Source organism: Nesterenkonia marinintestina, assembly GCF_025420485.1.
Lineage (GTDB): Bacteria > Actinomycetota > Actinomycetes > Actinomycetales > Micrococcaceae > Nesterenkonia > Nesterenkonia marinintestina.
On record NZ_JAOEFD010000002.1, the window covers coordinates 58,976 to 76,075 of the forward strand.

Annotated in this window: 13 protein-coding genes and 2 pseudogenes; 10 read left to right on the plus strand and 5 right to left on the minus strand. The window is 64.5% G+C overall.

All coding sequences use genetic code 11. The annotated features are described in order from the left end of the window. Nucleotides 1–53 precede the first annotated feature (53 nt). The 3 genes from N7E59_RS02515 to N7E59_RS02525 all read left to right on the plus strand — a co-directional run bounded on the left by N7E59_RS02515 (nucleotide 54) and on the right by N7E59_RS02525 (nucleotide 1,289). Nucleotides 54–326 (plus strand): helix-turn-helix domain-containing protein, encoded by a 273-nt coding sequence (locus tag N7E59_RS02515; RefSeq protein ID WP_261623339.1) that lies wholly within the window; start codon nucleotides 54–56, stop codon nucleotides 324–326. Further along, nucleotides 323–670 (plus strand): IS3 family transposase, encoded by a 348-nt coding sequence (locus N7E59_RS02520; protein WP_261623340.1) that lies wholly within the window; start codon nucleotides 323–325, stop codon nucleotides 668–670. Before N7E59_RS02515 ends, N7E59_RS02520 begins: the two co-directional genes overlap by 4 nt. 139 nt (nucleotides 671–809) lie before the next feature. Then, entirely contained in the window at nucleotides 810–1,289 is a 480-nt protein-coding gene (locus N7E59_RS02525) for an integrase core domain-containing protein (protein ID WP_261623341.1), read from the plus strand. Between the two features lie 317 nt (nucleotides 1,290–1,606). On the opposite strand, the gene N7E59_RS02530 is transcribed toward N7E59_RS02525, so the two are convergent. Together N7E59_RS02530 and N7E59_RS11885 are read right to left on the minus strand one after the other, a co-directional pair. Then, nucleotides 1,607–3,454, minus strand: coding sequence for a hypothetical protein (locus N7E59_RS02530; protein WP_261623342.1), 1,848 nt, complete (start codon nucleotides 3,452–3,454; stop codon nucleotides 1,607–1,609). A 426-nt stretch (nucleotides 3,455–3,880) separates the two neighbouring features. Beyond that, nucleotides 3,881–4,540, minus strand: a pseudogene (locus N7E59_RS11885) (CapA family protein); the annotation flags it as partial. A gap of 229 nt (nucleotides 4,541–4,769) precedes the next feature. On the opposite strand from N7E59_RS11885, the pseudogene N7E59_RS02540 reads away from it, so the two are divergent. From N7E59_RS02540 to N7E59_RS02545, 3 genes and pseudogenes are all read left to right on the plus strand, one after another. After that, nucleotides 4,770–6,005, plus strand: a pseudogene (locus N7E59_RS02540) (IS3 family transposase). A gap of 99 nt (nucleotides 6,006–6,104) precedes the next feature. Beyond that, nucleotides 6,105–6,293, plus strand: coding sequence for an integrase core domain-containing protein (locus tag N7E59_RS11890; protein ID WP_390904996.1), 189 nt, complete (start codon nucleotides 6,105–6,107; stop codon nucleotides 6,291–6,293). 406 nt (nucleotides 6,294–6,699) lie between these two features. Beyond that, the gene (locus tag N7E59_RS02545; protein WP_261623344.1) at nucleotides 6,700–8,520 is read left to right on the plus strand and encodes an ATP-binding protein; all 1,821 of its coding nucleotides are present in this window, start codon (nucleotides 6,700–6,702) and stop codon (nucleotides 8,518–8,520) included. A 125-nt stretch (nucleotides 8,521–8,645) separates the two neighbouring features. Here the strand turns inward: N7E59_RS02545 and N7E59_RS02550 are convergent, their stop codons facing one another. Beyond that, nucleotides 8,646–10,133: an APC family permease gene (locus N7E59_RS02550; protein WP_261623345.1), complete on the minus strand. Its 1,488-nt coding sequence runs from the start codon at nucleotides 10,131–10,133 to the stop codon at nucleotides 8,646–8,648. A 205-nt stretch (nucleotides 10,134–10,338) separates the two neighbouring features. Between N7E59_RS02550 and N7E59_RS02555 the strand changes: the two genes are divergently transcribed. Continuing rightward, nucleotides 10,339–11,616 (plus strand): nucleotide sugar dehydrogenase, encoded by a 1,278-nt coding sequence (locus tag N7E59_RS02555; protein WP_261623346.1) that lies wholly within the window; start codon nucleotides 10,339–10,341, stop codon nucleotides 11,614–11,616. Between the two features lie 52 nt (nucleotides 11,617–11,668). Here the strand turns inward: N7E59_RS02555 and N7E59_RS02560 are convergent, their stop codons facing one another. Further along, nucleotides 11,669–12,313, minus strand: a complete 645-nt coding sequence (locus tag N7E59_RS02560) for a VOC family protein (protein ID WP_261623347.1) — start codon at nucleotides 12,311–12,313, stop codon at nucleotides 11,669–11,671. 141 nt (nucleotides 12,314–12,454) lie between these two features. Between N7E59_RS02560 and N7E59_RS02565 the strand changes: the two genes are divergently transcribed. Beyond that, nucleotides 12,455–13,345, plus strand: a complete 891-nt coding sequence (locus N7E59_RS02565; RefSeq protein WP_261623348.1) for an SURF1 family protein — start codon at nucleotides 12,455–12,457, stop codon at nucleotides 13,343–13,345. Next, entirely contained in the window at nucleotides 13,342–13,866 is a 525-nt protein-coding gene (locus N7E59_RS02570) for a DUF3817 domain-containing protein (RefSeq protein ID WP_261623349.1), read from the plus strand. Before N7E59_RS02565 ends, N7E59_RS02570 begins: the two co-directional genes overlap by 4 nt. 240 nt (nucleotides 13,867–14,106) lie before the next feature. Here the strand turns inward: N7E59_RS02570 and N7E59_RS02575 are convergent, their stop codons facing one another. Continuing rightward, a complete protein-coding gene (locus tag N7E59_RS02575) occupies nucleotides 14,107–15,210 on the minus strand; it encodes a hypothetical protein (RefSeq protein WP_261623350.1) in 1,104 nt (367 codons plus the stop codon). Nucleotides 15,211–15,493: 283 nt separating this feature from the next. On the opposite strand from N7E59_RS02575, the gene guaA reads away from it, so the two are divergent. Next, nucleotides 15,494–17,086 carry a glutamine-hydrolyzing GMP synthase gene (guaA, locus tag N7E59_RS02580; RefSeq protein WP_261623351.1) on the plus strand — a complete coding sequence of 531 codons (1,593 nt, stop codon included), beginning with the start codon at nucleotides 15,494–15,496 and terminating at the stop codon, nucleotides 17,084–17,086. Nucleotides 17,087–17,100 lie beyond the last annotated feature (14 nt).

Below are 17,100 nucleotides of genomic sequence, written 5' to 3' on the forward strand. Positions count from 1 at the left end.
CGGACCTATGGGAAGACCCCCTTGTCGTCCCGGCCGAGCGGAAGACTCGGATCGTGCTGAGCGTGATCGCTGGCGAGCTTTCGATCGCTGAGGGGGCTCGTCGCGAGAAGGTCAGTGAGCAGTCCATCGGTCGGTGGAAGGCTGAGTTCCTCGAAGGCGGCAGGACCGCGCTGGCGGCCGGCCGCAACGGCCCGTCGAGTCGTGAGGGGCAGCTCGAGGCTGAAGTCGCTGACCTGACCCAGGCCCTCGGTGAGGCTGCGGTCGAGTTGAGGGTGTGGAAGAGGTCCGCGGAGGGCCTGCTGGGCCCTTCGAGGACCTCGAGGTGATCCGGATCGAGTCCGGGATGTCGACCGCGAGGTGGTGCGAGAAGTTCGACATCCCGGAACGGACCTGGCGGCGCTGGCAAGCGCGCGGTCGTGCCGGCGGCCAGGCCAAGGGCCCATGGCCGCAGCCAGCGCGGTGTAGCGCCCGGGACCTGATGCTCAAGCACGCCGCCGCGCATCTGGCGTGGGGTCATCGTAAGATCTGGGCCCTGACCCGGCACGACGGCCACATGGTCTCCGAGGCGACCGTGCTGCGGATCCTGCGCGATGAGGGGCTGTTCCTGCCGGAGAGCTATCAGCGCGAACGGCGCCAGCTCGCCTGCGTGGAGGAAGGCGGCGTTCGCTGATGAGTCGACGAGACCGAACCAGGTCTGGCAGCTGGACTTCTCCGAGTTCGAGACCTCCGGGTTCGAGACCTCCGGCGGCGGGACGTGGCGGATCGCGGGATGTCGGGACTACTGGTCCAAGTATGAGCATCGCTGGCACGTGTCCCCGACGGCGAACCAGTTCGACGCCATCGCCGCGGTCGAGCTCGCGCTGGCCGACTACGAGCAGGTGTTCGGTCATCCGCTCAGCGACCTGTGTGAGGCCGACACCCAAACCGGCGAGATACTGCCGGTGGTGACGATCGTGACCGACAACGGCGGCCCGTTCCGCTCGTTCCGGTTCCAGGCCTTCATCGAGATGCATCCCGAGCTCGCGCACGTGCGCACCAGAGTGAAGTCGCCAGGGCAGAACGGTTCACGCGAGCGCGGGTTCGGCACCCTGAAGTACGAGCGGCTCTACCTCGACGAGATCGACGACGTTTTGATGCTGGCCAAGCACGCCGAGGACTACCGGATCCAGTGCAACGAGCTCAGACCTCACGAAGCACTGTCCTGGAACCGGCCACTGGAGGTGCATCTGGGCCTGGCCGACCCGACCATCCCAACATTTCAAACGACCGAAACCCTGCCAACTTCTTGACGCGGGACAAAGGCAATGGACGGCCTGTTTAAGTCCGCACACTCCCTGCGTTCGCGCCCTCCACGGCCCTACCGGGTTCTTATTGGTGTTGTAGTCGCGCCTGCCGCCTCGGTCGCTTGGTACGCCAACCGCCGTCTCCACGGCTCTCGGGATGATCACCTGTATAGACCACGAGACGCTCCTATGCCGGGCCGCTTACCCGAGAGCCTGAACCCGTGGAGTAGCGGCGAAGAACCCGGGCCGTTTCGACGAAAGGCAACTAGGCCGATGGAAATGAGAGTAGTCTAGAGACACTTCGATGATTGTTGCCGACTGTGTCAATGATGCCCCATGGGGTCTAAGATGCAGTCAGCAGATTTCGTGGACGCACGGTCGTCGTTAACAGGTCCGATGACAGCTCGACTGAACGCATCGAAGTCGCCGGCGATGATTCGGACCTCAGTGGAATAGGCAGGATTACATGTCATCGATTCGACAAGTATTCCTCCCGGTCGGCCTTGTTGGAGCCGGGACCGTCTTACCACTAGGTCCACGGCAGCCCAACGCAATTCAGGGATTGCCCGCACCGCTTTTACTGCCAATCTGCTCGCCTCACGCAGATGTTCCACTTCCAAAGGCCGCGAATCGGAAGGGACCGTCACGACCCAGGCCCTGTGTTGTGTGGCGAGGACTCTCAGGCGTCGGCCTCGGGGACGAGCTTGCACCCACATCTTGCCTGGTAGCGGGGCGGTTTCCAGAGCTTGTTCCTCCGTCAGGACTTGCTTCTCCGGCCCATTCCAGAGTGCCGACACAGGGATCAGGCTAACCGAGTTCACTCGTCCTTTGACGAAACGCTTGAGTTGGCGAGCTGAAGTGATGACTTCAGACCTGGGTCGGGGAACCTGGGCTACGTCCAAGAGCCCGGCAACCCATTCATGTCGTTGCATTACTTTCTGCACGAGGGATCGGTCGGCGGACGTACGTCCATCGGCAGTAACCCAAGTCTCTTGCCCGTGGGGTGCTCGTACTTGCAGAACTCGGCGGTTCCTCTGCTGAATGGCGTAGCCCTGTCGAATCAGTGATTCCGTGAAAAGCCGACTAAAGCTGAGTTCTTCGCTATCGAACGTTTCACCTGTGTCGTGCCAGAGTAACTCCCTTCCATAACTAGGTTCGGCGGTGTCGGGTTCACTGTTCACGGTCGGGAGTGCTGCCGCGTGCCGAAGACGCCAGACTTCCGAGCCGACATCCACAGGTTGCCCGTAAGAGGGAAACACAGCACCTCCGTAATGTGCTTGAGTATTGATCTCTATCACATATGGATTGCCGGTGCCTTTCTCGACGATAATGTCGACCCCACCCCACTCCAATCCAGGAATAGCCGCAATTGCAGATGCTGCAGTGAACTTGATGTCGGGACCAGTGCCCGCCAGGGCTTGATACGGATCAGCTCCAGCGCTGAGCCCGGCAACATTGCGAATCTCGATGTGATCACCCATACCGGGTACAGATTCGAGAGATAATTCCTGCTTCTCCAGGTACCGATCCGTAAGGCTATCAACAGGCATGGGAAGGTTTCGTAGGGCTGGATTCAAACGCCGTTGGAGATTCTTATCGTCGATCAACTGCTTGACTGTAGAGGCGCCATCTCCGATCACATGGGGCGCGACGCGTCCGACCACTGCGACCGCCTGATCAGGGGAAGCCATAACACGGAGCTCCTCCTCGACCTCTATGTGCTCCTGGACGATTATCTGTGAACCATGAGATTGAGCGAAGGTGAAACCTTGCCGGATCTCTTCTTCTCCTATGAGACCGGTAGAAACTCCCTTGCTTTGGTGTCCGCTGCGCGGCTTGATCGTCACCGGACCACCGATCGCATCTGCTGCTAGAATCGCTTTCTCAGCCGAATCGACAAGAAACGTCTTCGGAGTCGGTACGCTGTTAAGTGTTAATAGTTCACCAGTCAGGACTTTATCCTTCACGATGAAGGCACCTAGAGAGGATTCGTGTGCTTGATAATCACAGGCGAGCAGACGCTTGCTGTGAGCTTCGATGAGAGCCAACCGGCCAATCCAGTGAACTGTTCCGCCTTCAGCTTCAGCCGGTATGGACATCATGGAGACACTCAAGGGCTTATCCGAAGCAGCCAGAACCTGGCTCTCCAGAGTTTCATCGGGGGATCTCACGGGCCAGTCACCGGGGTCACCACCATCGAGAGGGGGGTTCAGGCGTGACGGCCTGTCTCCTATGGGCCACGTGCCGAGGTCGAGGGCCAGAAAGTACCCAAGATCGTCCTGGCCCGTGTCCTGAGCAGGATTACTGAATCTCCATGGTCGGACTGTTCGTGCCAGGAGGGTAGCGACCACATGGAAAAAATCACCAGCTGAGACGGGGTGAGGCTGGAATCCAGTTCTCGTGTTATCCGAGTATACTGGGTAGAGCTTAAGCTTTAAGCTCCTCTTGTAATTATTATTGTGAACTTCAAGAAAAGACCAGAAGCTGAATGGAAGAATTCCTCTTCTGTTCTCATAACGCTCCCATTTAGTGTCGGTGTTGGAAAGACCATCGCCGATCCCATACACGACCCATCTCTGTTGCTTGCGGTGAACTTCTCGCAATGTGTGACCGCCGTGCCCGAGGACCAGATCGAAGTCCTTGTTGAGAAGTCGGTGTGCAAGTTGATACTGAATACTATTCTTCCATCTGTAATTGGAGCCCCAGCTGGGGAAAGCCACTTGAAATGAATCGGGTATCGTTGATTCGTTCCTAGCATTAGGGGTGCCAGGAATAGACAAGGGGGAGCATCCTGCAGAGCCGTTTTCTGCATAAAGCTCCGAATCGCTACCTCTTGGAGTAGCGTATTGGGAGAACCCATGAAGGTGGATCTCCCCTCCTCCGACTCGCTCCGGTAACGGCAATCGGAGTGGTACTCGGGCCTCATCGATGGTTCGACCGGCACCGAACCACTCAATACCGGCATCGTCAAGCGCTCGAAATGCTGACTCGATTCCTGCAAAGCCAAGGTCGAGGGCGTGGCTATTTGCGAGGCTGACCGCATCGACGCTGAGGTCGCGGAGTCTATCCGCCGTATTCTTCGGATCAGTCAGTGGCGTCGCGAGATTCGCGACGAATGAATCTGATGCTTCAATGAAAGGGCGCAGATGAACCGTATGGTGCGAGTGTCCGGGCTGCTGTGAAGACTGAGGGAATCCGGTGGTGTAGCTCTCCCCAAAGTGCGAGTCTCCTATAATGAGTGTTCGATGCGATTCCACAGTGTCCCACCTCAGATTCCCGATTTACTGCGAGTTGTCAATCCGGCCCACACGAACCCAGCTGTTACACTTCGGACCCTCAAGCGATTCCACTCAAGGATCCCAGCGTTCGGATCCAGTCTAGACGTGACGATTGCATTTATCCCCAAGGCTCTGCCCGTGGCATTTAACCAACGCTACGTGTAACGGCCTGGGTTTGGTTCCGAGTCTCACGAAGGAGAGCTGGAATATGCCTAGGAAGTTCACCTCTGAGTTCCGGGACCGAGCCGTCCGTATGGTTCTGGACCCTCAAGTTGCTGAAGGCGGCCCCCGCGCGGCCTCGATCCGCGTTGTCACCCAATCTCTGGGCTGTGGGCCCGAGACACTGCGGAACTGGTGCCGCGGAGCCGAGACGGCTGACCACGAACCAGTGGCCAGCATTGGTGAGGCGAGCTTGGAGGAAGGAAACCGCCGGTTACGCCGAGAACTGGCTGAGGCCCGACGGGCCAATGAGATCTTGAAGCAGGCTCCCGCTTTCTTCGCAGCGGAACTCGACGGCCCCACGACGAGATGATCCGGTTCATCGACAAGCACAGGGATCAGTTCGGGGTCGAGGCCATCTGCCGCACTCTGGGTGCGACGCAACGTGGGTTCATCACCTCCCGCGGCTACCGGGCAGCGAAGACCCGTCCAGCCTCTGAGCGTACCCTGCGCGATGCGGTGCTTCTCGAAGAGCTCTGCCGGATCCACGCGGAGAACTACGGGGTTTATGGGTACCGGAAGATATGGCATGCCATGGGCCGAGCCGGCTGGGTCCTCGGCCGGGACCAGGTGGCACGCCTGATGCGGATCGCCGGACTCCACGGCGTACGACGTGGACGCAAACCGGTCACCACCAGGACCTCCACCCCACCGGATCATCGTCCTGACCTGGTGAACCGCCGGTTCACCGCATCAGAGCCTTACCAGTTGTGGGTAGCTGAGATCACCTACGTGCGGATCCCGACCGGGTTCTGCTATGTCGGGTTGATCACCGATGCCTGCCCCCGCAGGATCGTCGGCTGGGCGGTCGCGGCGACTCTTCATACGGAGTCGCTGCCGATGCAGGCCTTAGAGCATGCGCTGCTGAGCACCGATGCGGATCTGCGAGATGGGCGGCTGGTCCATCATTCGGATCGAGGAGTTCAGTCCGTCAGTCTGGCCTACACTGAGACCCTTGCTGATCATGGTGTGACCGCGTCGGTGGGGTCTGCCGGGGGATTCGTATGACAATGCCCTAGCTGAGGCTGTGAACGGCCTCTGCAAGGCGGAGATCATCCACGCCCGCTGGGTCTGGCCCTCTGTGACGGCGGTGGAGATCGCCACCATGGACTGGGTGCAGTGGTGGAACACCAGCCGGCTGCACCAGAGTCTCGACTATCGGACCCCGGCAGAAGTCGAAGCCGAATACCCTCAACACCTGAGGGCCGCACCCGCGGCCATCTAAGCACGGAACCAAACCCAGGCCGTTACACTTCACGGTCTACACCTTGAAGAACTACCCAGCCCTCTGCGAGAAGCTCAAGGTGACCCAGTCCACGGCGCGATCGGGTCCAGTGCCGAGAATGCGCTCGCCGAAAGTGTCAACGCCGCGCTCAAGCGTGAGCTCCTCGAAGGCGCTGCGGCGTTCCCCGACCAGGCCACCGCGTACCGGGCCGTGTACTGGTGGGCGAACCGCTGCAACACCCGCCGACGCCACTCCGCGATCGGTCAGATGACCCCAAACACCTACTAAGCCGCCTACCCGGCGACCACGTCCGCTACCCTCGCCGAAGCGGCATACCCGAACCGACACCGTGTCCATGATCGAGGGCCAAGGCCCAGGGGATGGCGATGGTGCCACGATTCACTGCAGAGGATCACGTCGTGGCTGGAGATGTCGAGGGCTTCTGCCGTCACGTCATCGGACTTTAGCCGGGTGGGGGAGCAGTCAGTGCTGTCTGTCCATGATCGTGGAACTCGATTGGTCCTCCATCGTTAAGGGTGTCGCTGAGCTCCACATCCGACGCATGAGAGAGAATCATCAGTGATCTGACGAGGAGGAACGTATGGACGTCATAACTGGAGGTTCGGACGCGGCATCCCATTGGGCCGAGTCAGGGGGACAGATTCGTGGAAAGGCATTCTTGCCGACGAGCCCGATGAACGTCTACGACGACGACGCGTCGCAAGAGATCATGCGTCAGTGTGTCGAACTCGGACGCGGCGCGGGCACGGCTCTGATCTCTGCAGCCGCCGAGCGTGATGGGGCAGAGGTCAAGTGGGTGGGTTCCAGCTATGCCATAGCCCGGTGCGGCGGCAAGACTGTCCCCATCACGGGGAGCAACTGTACTGAGTCGGTAGTCGCCGCCGCGATCGTACTGGACAAGCAACTGACCAAGGATCTGCTGGAAAAGGCCGGAGTTCTAGTGCCCGCTGGCCGTGAGGTGCGGTCAGAGGAGGCCGCCGTCGCAGCGCAGGCGGAGCTCGGAGTACCTGTGGTCGTTAAACCTCGTTTCGGTGGGATGGGCCGTGGGATCACAGTCAACATCAGCGAGCCTGATGAGCTCAGAGCTGCGTTCCTCAGGGCGCGCAAACACGGACGGCGAGTCCTCGTCGAGACGTACGTCGAGGGCCAGGAGTATCGTTGTCACGCATCACCGGATGAGACGGTTGCAGTGTTTCGCCGTCTCTTGCCGAACGTCAGGGGCGACGGGCACTCCACCATTGCTCAGCTCGTTGAGAAGAAGAACCTCTTGCGAGAGGAGAACCCGACTACACGGGGGCAGGCGATCCCACTCGACGATGTCGCCGCCCAGTACCTTGCTCGTCGGGGACTCAGCCCGGACTCTGTAGTGCCAGCCGGCGAGGTGCTCGTGGTGCGAGACATCAACGGCATTACCAGCGGCGGTGATTCGGAGGAGTGTCTCGACCAGGCGAGCCCGGAGATGCAAGAGGCTGCTGCGGCAGCCGTGGCAGCCATTCCCGGAATGTCGTGGGGTGGAGTCGATATCCTGTGGAATCCTGACAGTCGCCAGGCGGTGGTCATGGAGGTCAATACGAGGGCGGCGATCAACGGTTCGTCCATGCCGGTGTTCGGTACTCCGCGGGATCTCCCCGGAATGGTGTGGCGGCGGCTGCTCGCCAATACGCCAGAGTCTCCCAAGGACGCCCCGGTGACGGCTGAATCGTGTGAGGTGCCGCCGACGTTGCGTCAAGCCACATCGTCCACCTCGGAGGAAGGCCCTCCCCGCCGAGAGCAGATTTCGTTGACGGACCTGCTCAAGCAATGCCGTGCGTTATTCGGGCACAGCCTTGCGCGCCGCGCGCCCCGCGGGGTGTACACCGCGCAGGCTGAGCCCGGTGCTCAGCCGCAGTGGATTGCCGGTAGTCATACCCAGGGCGACTCGGAAATTGCCCGTCGGTTTCTGAGTTCACGTGCGGCGCAGCGCGGCGCTCTGGAGTTCGGCGGCGTGCATACGCCGCCCGCTGCTCTCGTGCGCAAGAGGTCCGATGTGGAGAAGTTCCGTGAATCGCATTCCGGTGAGGACATCGCACTGTTGGCCTCCACTCCACGAGGAAGTTGGGCGGCCGGGTGCGTGATCACTGCGGAGGAACACACGGACCCAGAGGTCCTGCAAGGGCGTCGTGGGTGGTTCGCACAGGTGAGACCTCAAGGCGTCAGAGTGCGGGTCTTCGCCGATACCCAGGGAGTGTCGGCTGTGCTGCAGGCTCCCGGACAGTCGAGTGTTCCACCCGAAAGCCTGCGACGTGCGGGTGAGGTTGCGGTCCACGCCGTGCGTGCCATGCCAGGTCTGCGGTGGGCATGCGTAGAGTTAGTCGTGGTCACCTCACCGGATAAGGAAGAACACGAGGTTTCGGTATTGGTCGAAGGGCTGACCTATCGTCCGACTATGAATCTTGACGATTCTGTGGTTGCGGGTTCTTTGATCGGTCTGGTTCGCATGATCGTCAAGCTTTGAGGACTCTGGTCGTCTGATCAGGTCATCGACCCGGCCGTCGAGTCATCGAGAAGTACTCGTCGATGGGTCTTAGGCGCACCGTTGATCGCAGTCGGGGTGCTATTGGTCCGGTCGAGGAGGGCTACTCAAACGCGCCGCGCCCACTGGGGGCGCGGCGCACCGAGCACGGCGGTGTCGACGTGGTCGTCGGTGACTGTCTTCGAGTGGCCGCGCCGGATGAAGAAGAAGGTGACCCCGATGAGGATCCAGGCTCCCATCGCGACGAAGGAGGGCATTGTCAGCTGCGCCGGCGACCCCGGCGCGAGCAGCAGCACAGTGAAGATCAGGGCGACCACCACGCCCCCGCCTGCGGCCAGCTTCCGTGGAGTTGAGGCCGATCCCTCGACGACCTCGGCCTGGCCTGACCAGCGGAACATGCGGAACGCGCACAGACAGGTGTACGCGAATGCGAAGGTGAAGCCGATGGAGGCCATGTCGACGATCCAGCTCAGGGCAGTGCGTCCGAACCAGGGTGCGATCAGGCAGATCGCCAGCACGAACCAGATCCCCACGCTGGGGGTGCCGTGCTTGGGGTGGACGCGTGCGAACGCGGTGGGGATCATCTGCGCCCGTCCCATGGCCAGAAGCACACGGGAGCCGGCTACGTAGAAGCCGTTCAGCCCGGTGGCGATGCCCATGAAGGCCGCCAGGCACAGCAGGACCAGTCCTATCGGTCCCAGGGCCCCGATGACGACGTCTGCGGTCAGCCAGACCGGTTGAGTGGCCAGTTCGTCCTGCCAGGGGGCGCCCGCCGCTGTGGCGATGATCATCGCCAGGTAGATGCAGGTCGCTGCGATCAGGGACCACACGATGAGGCGGAAGGCCTTCGAAGCGGAGAAGCTGAACTCCTCTGCGGTCTGCGGGATGTTGTCGAAGCCGATGAAGGCCCAGGGTGCGATCGCGACGATGGCCAGCACACCGGCCACTGCTGCCGTGTCGGGTGCGAACAGCGGCTCCATATTGCTCGCCTGTCCCTGAGGTGAGGCGAGCACGCCGATCAGGATCACCGCGACCGCTCCGAGCATCAGGAGGCACATGTAGAACTGCAGTCGGGCGGAGTTCCCACTTCCGACGATGTTCAGCACGGCGAAGAGCACCAGAGCCGCGGTAGCGATCAGCACTTCCCCGAGATAGACGTCCCATTCGGCGATGGAGTAGAGGTAGCCGACCTCGGCGACCTGTGGCACCACCCTCTTGGCCAGCAGCCCCAGAGCGGAGGCGTTCAGCGCCACGATCGAGACGTAGCCCAAGGTCATGAACCAGGCACAGATATAGGCGTGGGTGCGCCCGAAGCCGACCAGGGTGTAGGCGAAGGCTCCGCCGGAGACGGGGAAGACCTTGGCCAGGAACCCGTAGCTGACACCGACGACGATCATCAGTGCCCCACCGATGGCCAGACCCAGCAGTGCTCCCAGGGGGCCGGCGGTGTCCATCCAGTCGGCAGGCAGGACGAAGGCCCCCCAACCGACGGCCGACCCGAGGGCGATCGCCCAGACCCAGTGGGGTCGGAGGTTCTTCGACAGGCGGGTGACCTGGGTGGAGGCTCCACGCGGATCGGAGAGTGATGAGGTCATGTGGCATCCCTTCGGTGCGGTGCGGAGCTGAATCCGCATCCGTCCTCGTCAGCGCCGGGGACTTCTGAGTCCGACGATCTGCTGAGAGAGTACAGCAGGTCGACCATCATGATGCGGCCGCACCCCGGTAGAGTGGTCGGCTGAACGTGGCCGATCGTCGCGCCGGAGGATGCTCGCCGACGAAGCACCCCCGAGAGGTGGACCAGTGACCGAGTCCGAACGCCCGCAGCACGCAGTCATCGTCGGTCAGGGATACGTCGGCCTACCGTTGGCCCAGGCGGCCTGTGCGGCCGGGGTCGCCGTCACCGGCTTCGAGATCTCCGCGGAGCTCGCCGAGCGGCTCAACGCCGGACACTCCCACGTGGACGACCTCTCCGACGAAGACGTCGTGGCGATGATCACGCAGGGATACCGGGCCAGCGCCAACCCGAGCGTGCTCGGTGATGCCGACGTCGTCGTGATCTGCGTGCCGACTCCGCTCAGCGACGAGGGCGGGCCCGATCTGCGGGCGGTCGAAGCCTCGGCTAGGACCATCGCCGAGCACCTCACCTCCTACACCGTCGTCGTCCTGGAGTCCACCACCTACCCGGGTACCACAGACGGTGTGGTCCTCCCCATCCTGGAGACCTCCGGGCTCATCCACGGGGAGGACTTCCTGTTGGCCTACTCGCCCGAACGCGTCGACCCCGGCTCGGCCCACTACGGGATCGTCAACACGCCCAAGCTGGTCGGCGGACTCACCCCCGAGGCCTCTGACGCCGCATCCGCGTTCTACTCGCGGTTCATCGACACCGTGGTGCCCATGGTCGGCACCAAGGAGGCCGAGACCGCGAAGCTGCTGGAGAACACCTACCGGCACGTGAACATCGCCCTGGTCAACGAGATGGCCCGGTTCTGCCACGACCTCGACATCGACATCTGGGAGGTCATCCGCGGAGCCTCGACCAAACCGTTCGGATTCCAGCGGTTCACCCCCGGCCCCGGCGTCGGCGGACACTGCATCCCCATCGACCCGAACTACCTCGGCTTCCAGGTCAAGAAGACCCTGGGCTACCCGTTCCGATTCGTGGAGCTGGCCCAGGAGATCAACCACTCCATGCCGAACTACGTGGTCGAACGGATCGGGGACCTGCTCAACGAGGACGGCAAGGCGCTCAACGGCGCCCGGGTGCTGCTGCTCGGAGTCACCTACAAGCCCGACATCGCCGACCAGCGCGAGTCCCCGGCGGTCCCGGTGGCCGACGGGCTGCGGCTCAAGCGGGCCGACGTCCGCTTCCACGACCCCCACGTGTCCACATGGCACCTCACCGACGAGGACCTGCAGTCCGAGACCGACCTCGACGCCGCGCTGGAGGAGGCCGACGTCGTCGTGTTATTGCAGAACCACCGTAGCTACGACGTCGACGCCGTCGCCGAACGCTCCCGACTGTTCTTCGACACCCGCGGGATCACCGGCCGACGCGAGGACGTCCACCGGCTGTGAGGCCGGACGCGGGACAACGAAGGTGCTTCCCCGGAGGACGAGGGAGTCAGCCTCAGATGGTGACTTCGCCCTTCGGGGTCTGGAACGTCACCGACATGATGCCCGGCGTCCCAGAGGGTGCCACCCACTCGACGTCGACGTCCTCGAACGGGTCACCCGGCGAACAGCCCAACCACTCGGCCACACGGTCGGGGGATCCGGCGATCGACAGCCGCAGCAGCTCGGCCTCCGGCGCCATCGCCTGTGACGGGTGCAGCCCGTCGGTGCCCTCGTCCCATCGCAGCAGGTACGGGACCTGAGGATCGGCGATCAGGCCTTTGATGCCGATCTGATGCCAGGTCAGCTCCGTGCCGTCCGGGAACTTGCGGTTCCCGACCACCGACTGGCGGCCCAAACGCTCCTCGAACGGTGTGAGGTCGTCCACCGTCACGCACCAGCCCATCCAACCGCCCCCGATCAGCGACCGGTTGCGCACCGCCTGGCCGAACGGCGCCTTATCGGCGGACGGGTGGTCCAGCACCTCGACGATCTCCAGGTACTGGCGGTTCGTCAGCGGGATGATCGCATTGCGGGTCCCGAAGCGGGGGTGGATCCCGCCTTTGACGCGCTCGACCCCCAGAGCGTCGACGATTCGGTCGATGGTGGCCTGCATGCCGTCGGGTCCGACGGCGTACGAGACATGGTCCAAGCGCATCATGGGTCTATAGTGACACCGCCCACGGTGCAGACTCGAATCGACCGCCGCCGTCGTCGTCGACCCTGATCAGACGCGACAGGACCCCGGCAACCTGCCGTCCCCGGCGCGCAGGGGCCCTGTTCCGACGCGTATCCTGGTCTGGTGCTCTCCACCGCTCTGCAGCCGAAATGGATCGCGATGCTCGTCGTCGCACTCCTGATGGCGACCGTCTTCGTGGTCATGAGCGCCTGGCAGTTCGGGGAGTCCAGGACCGAGACGGTGACCGACCACGAGATCACCGAGACGCCCGTCCCGCTGACCGAGGCGTTCCAGCCGGAGCGGGCGATGACCGGGCTCGACGCCGACCAGATGGTCACCCTCTCCGGCCGATACCTCGACGACACCGAGGTGTTCGTCTCCGGTCGGATCCAGGGCGACGAGACCGGCTACTGGGTGGCTGGGGCCTTCGCCGTGGACGGGGCCCCCGACGACGAGATCATCCCCATGGTCCGCGGGTGGGTCGCCGACCCCGACGACGCCGGCGAGCTGCCCGAGGGTGAGCTGGAGATCGAGGGCCGGCTCCTGCCTACCGAGGCGCCCCTCTCCGAAGCACGGACCGAACGGCTGGTGTTCCCCACACTGTCGGTCGCCGAGCTGATGAACTACTGGGACGAGCCCTCCTACTCAGGCTTCGTCGTCGCCTTCGACATGACCGCCGACGGGCAGGACGTGCTCACCCCGGAGGACACCGGTCTGCAGGAGGTCTGGGTGGACCCGCAGCCGGAGACCTCCGACATCAACTGGCTGAACCTGTTCTACGCCGTCGAGTGGGTCGTCTTCGCCGGATTCGCGTTCTACCTCTGGTGGCGTCTGGTCAAGGACGCCCACGAACGGAACCTGGAGGAGGCCGAGCTGGACCGCCGGTGGGAGGAGCAGTGGCAGCGGGAGCAGGTCGCCAAGCTGCGTGAACGGCGAGCCGGGGAGGAATCCGGCGTCGCAGGCGAGGACCCGGGCCGGGAGCCGGCTCAGGTGCAGGACCAGGAGGATCGATGAGCCAGAACCCACGGACTCCGGAGGCGTCGGAGCCGACGCAGGAGGAGCTCGCCGCCGTCGGACGGCCGCCGGAGCGCCCCCGACGCCGCCGCTTCCAGGGCACGGCGCAGCAGATCTCGGGATCGCTGACCTTCTACAAGATCTTCGCCTTCATCACCGGCATCATGCTCCTGCTGCTGGTGGCGAAGATGATCATGGACTACGGCTTCGGCCAGGAGATCTACATCGGCGGGACGACGGCCGACGGGGCCGACAACTCGGTGGGCATCCACCCCGACGGCGCCGTCGTCGGCGGACAGGCCGTGTCGTTCTGGGTGGCCGTCGTGCACGGCTGGATCTACGTGGTCTACGTGATCGCCGGATTCCGACTCTGGTACCTCATGAACTGGCGGATCTCCCGTCTGGTGATGATCGTGCTCGGCGGTGTGGTGCCGTTCCTGAGCTTCATCGTCGAGCGGAGGATCGCCGCCGAAGTCCACGGCGAGATGCAGGCCAACCCCGAGGCCGTCCGCCGCTACTGAGCCCCACCGGCCCGCCTCCGTCATCGGGGGAGAGAATCTGGTCGTCCTGCTCGGCGTGTCGCAACAGTTCTCGCTCCTTCGAGGGCGAGGGCCCGGATCAGCCTCATCGGGGGAGTGAACCCGGCGGTTCTGGCCGGCGTGTTGAGGCAGGTCGTGCTCCCTCGATGAAGGCTCCACGACTATCGCTCCACGAGGGGCTCGAGTCTGAGGCTCCTCCGAGCTCACCGTCTGCGGGCAGGCTCAGCCGCCCCAGCCGCGTGAGCGTAATGCCCTCTTGGTCTTCTCCACCGCGGCCTCCGGGCTCGGATGCATATGATCGGCGGTGATCAGCACCTGCAGCCACCCGGCCCCGTCGGTCGATTCGCCCCGCCGGACGTCCTTGCGGACCCTTCGGGGGTCGGAATGCGGTTCGCCGTCGTACTGCACCGACACTTTGTATCTCCGGAAGCCCAGATCGGGGCGGAACAGGATGCGGCCCGACTCGTCCACCACGGGGATGTTGACCTCCGGCTCGGGGAGCCCGGCACGATGGAACGCATAGCGCAGCCGCGTCTCCGGCGGCGAATCCGACCCGATCCGGGACAGCAGCAGCGCCGCACGTGCTGTGCGCACATCACGTGCCCGACCTTTCCGCCGCAGGGCGAGATCCAGTTCCGCCGGGGTCGCCAGCGGCTGCGTCCGACCCTCCCACTCCGGCCACGGGTGCCGGATGGCCCGATCCGCCATCACCAGAGCCTCCACCAGCCTCATCTGTGTCGCGCAGTCGGCCCAGGTCCGCGCCGGGGTCGTCACGCGGACACCCTGCACCTCCATGGTCTGCTCCTCCGGGATCGCGGATCGATGCCCGACGACGACGCCGGGCCGCCGCATCTGACGGCCCGGTCGCGGGGAGGTGATGTGGAACGGTGCCGTTGGGGCGGCGTCCGAGAGCCCATGGATGATTGCCGCGGTACCGTGCGAGACCACGTGCGGGCCCTCAGCAGTGAGCGCCTGCAGGGTGGCCCATTCGGGGGAGGGCGGTCGGAGCCTGAGGATCTCGTCGACCTCCTCCGCCGACGTGGCCCGCGGGAGCGGCAGGTAGAGGCCGTGGGCCAGCCGCAGAGTGGTCCCGGTCTCGGCGTCGCGGCGCAGTCGGCTCTCGGAGAGGCCGTCCCGCAGCAGACGCCGTCGTCGTCGACCCTCGGGGATGCGGGAGGCGTGGGTCAGGGTGCTGTCTGGCGGAGTGCTGTCAGGTGCGGTGAGTGGGATGTCGATCATGCTCATATGGCACGCGAGCCCCTGGGCGATGGCCACCTCGGGCCGCAGGGATGTGGAGATCGGGGGCTCGTCGTCGGGCTGCCGCATCGCTTGTGGCGGATCCCGAGTCGCGAGGACCCGCCGGCACCCCTCCATCTGGGGAGAGAACCTGGGGCCACGGATCAGGGCGATTTCTGCTCCCTCGAGGCATGGGTGGCGAGACTCGACCTTCGGGGGAGAGAACCTGGGGCCACGGATCGGCGAGTCGCCGCAGATTCTGCTCCCTCGACGGTCGAGGGGGCCGGAAGCCCCAGCCCGCGGGGCTCCGGCGACCGACTCCCCATCGCTCCCGGTGCGGCGGCGGCCTCGGCACCTCACAGGCTCCCTTAGGATGGAGCCTGTGACTGAACGCCCTGAAACAGCCGCACAGACCGTGCTCGTCGTCGACTACGGTGCCCAGTACGCCCAGCTGATCGCGCGGCGCGTGCGTGAGGCCCGGGTGTACTCGGAGGTCGTCCCGCATACCCTCTCCGCCGCAGAGATCATCGACCGCCGCCCGGCCGCCGTCATCCTCTCCGGCGGACCCTCCTCGGTGTACGAACCCGGAGCCCCCGCCGTCGAGTCTGAGCTGTTCGAAGCCGGCGTCCCCGTGCTCGGCATCTGCTACGGATTCCAGGCCATGGCCCACGCGCTCGGCGGCGACGTCGCACGCACCGGGGACCGCGAGTACGGCAAGACCGAGGTCACTGCCGAAGGCGCGGTGCGCAGCCTGCTCGAGGGCACCGACGAGGTCCAGACCACCTGGATGTCGCACTCCGACGCCGTGCGCAGCGCGCCGGCCGGGTTCGAGGTCCTCGCATCCTCCGACGGCGCCCCGGTCGCCGCCTTCGCCGACGCCGGCCGCCGCCTGTACGGGGTCCAGTGGCACCCGGAGGTCAGGCACACCCCGCAGGGACAGCGCATCATCGAGAACTTCCTCTACGACGGCGCCGGTCTGACACCGGAGTGGACCACGGGCAACATCGTCGAGGAGCAGGTCGAAGCGATCCGTGCCCAGGTGGGCGACTCCCGGGTCATCTGCGGCCTCTCCGGCGGTGTGGACTCGGCCGTCGCCGCCGCGCTGGTCCAGCGCGCCGTGGGCGACCAGCTGACGTGCGTGTTCATCGACCACGGGCTGCTGCGCGAGGGTGAGGCGGAGCAGGTCGAACGTGACTTCGTCGCCGCCACGGGAGCCCGGCTGCACATCGCCGACGAACGCGGTCGGTTCCTCTCCGCACTCGCCGGGATCACCGACCCGGAGGAGAAGCGCAAGGCCATCGGTCGTGAGTTCATCCGCGCGTTCGAGGCCGCCGAGCATGCCGTGCTCGACCAGGTCGCCGCCGAAGGGGCCCGGGTCGAGTTCCTGGTCCAGGGCACCCTGTACCCCGACGTCGTCGAATCCGGCGGGGGCGAGGGCGCCTCCAACATCAAGTCCCACCACAACGTGGGCGGGCTGCCCGAGGACATGGAGTTCCGACTCGTCGAGCCGCTGCGGTCGCTGTTCAAGGACGAGGTCCGCGCCGTCGGCGCCGAGCTGGGTCTGCCCAAGGAGATCGTCGGCCGCCAGCCGTTCCCCGGACCGGGGCTGGGCATCCGCATCATCGGTGAGGTCACCGAGCACCGCCTGGACATCCTGCGCCGGGCCGATGCGATCGCCCGGGCGGAGCTGACCGCGGCCGGCCTCGACGACGAGGTCTGGCAGATGCCGGTGGTCCTGCTGGCCGACGTCCATTCGGTCGGCGTGCAGGGCGACGGACGCACCTACGGACACCCGGTGGTGCTGCGTCCGGTGAGCTCCGAGGACGCGATGACCGCCGACTGGTCGAGGCTTCCCTACGACCTGCTCGGACGGATCTCCACCCGGATCACCAATGAGGTCGAGGAGATCAACCGGGTCACCCTCGACGTGACGTCGAAGCCCCCGGGCACCATCGAATGGGAATGATCTAGCATCGTCCC

Excerpts from the sequence above, each read along its gene's own strand:
- N7E59_RS02545 (WP_261623344.1), top strand. The coding sequence starts at position 6,700 with ATGAACGTCTACGACGACGACGCGTCGCAAGAGATCATGCGTCAGTGT.
- N7E59_RS02550 (WP_261623345.1), bottom strand. The coding sequence starts at position 10,133 with ATGACCTCATCACTCTCCGATCCGCGTGGAGCCTCCACCCAGGTCACC.
- N7E59_RS02560 (WP_261623347.1), bottom strand. The coding sequence starts at position 12,313 with ATGATGCGCTTGGACCATGTCTCGTACGCCGTCGGACCCGACGGCATG.
- N7E59_RS02570 (WP_261623349.1), top strand. The coding sequence starts at position 13,342 with ATGAGCCAGAACCCACGGACTCCGGAGGCGTCGGAGCCGACGCAGGAG.
- N7E59_RS02575 (WP_261623350.1), bottom strand. The coding sequence starts at position 15,210 with ATGCGGCAGCCCGACGACGAGCCCCCGATCTCCACATCCCTGCGGCCC.
- guaA (WP_261623351.1), top strand. The coding sequence starts at position 15,494 with ATGGAGCCTGTGACTGAACGCCCTGAAACAGCCGCACAGACCGTGCTC.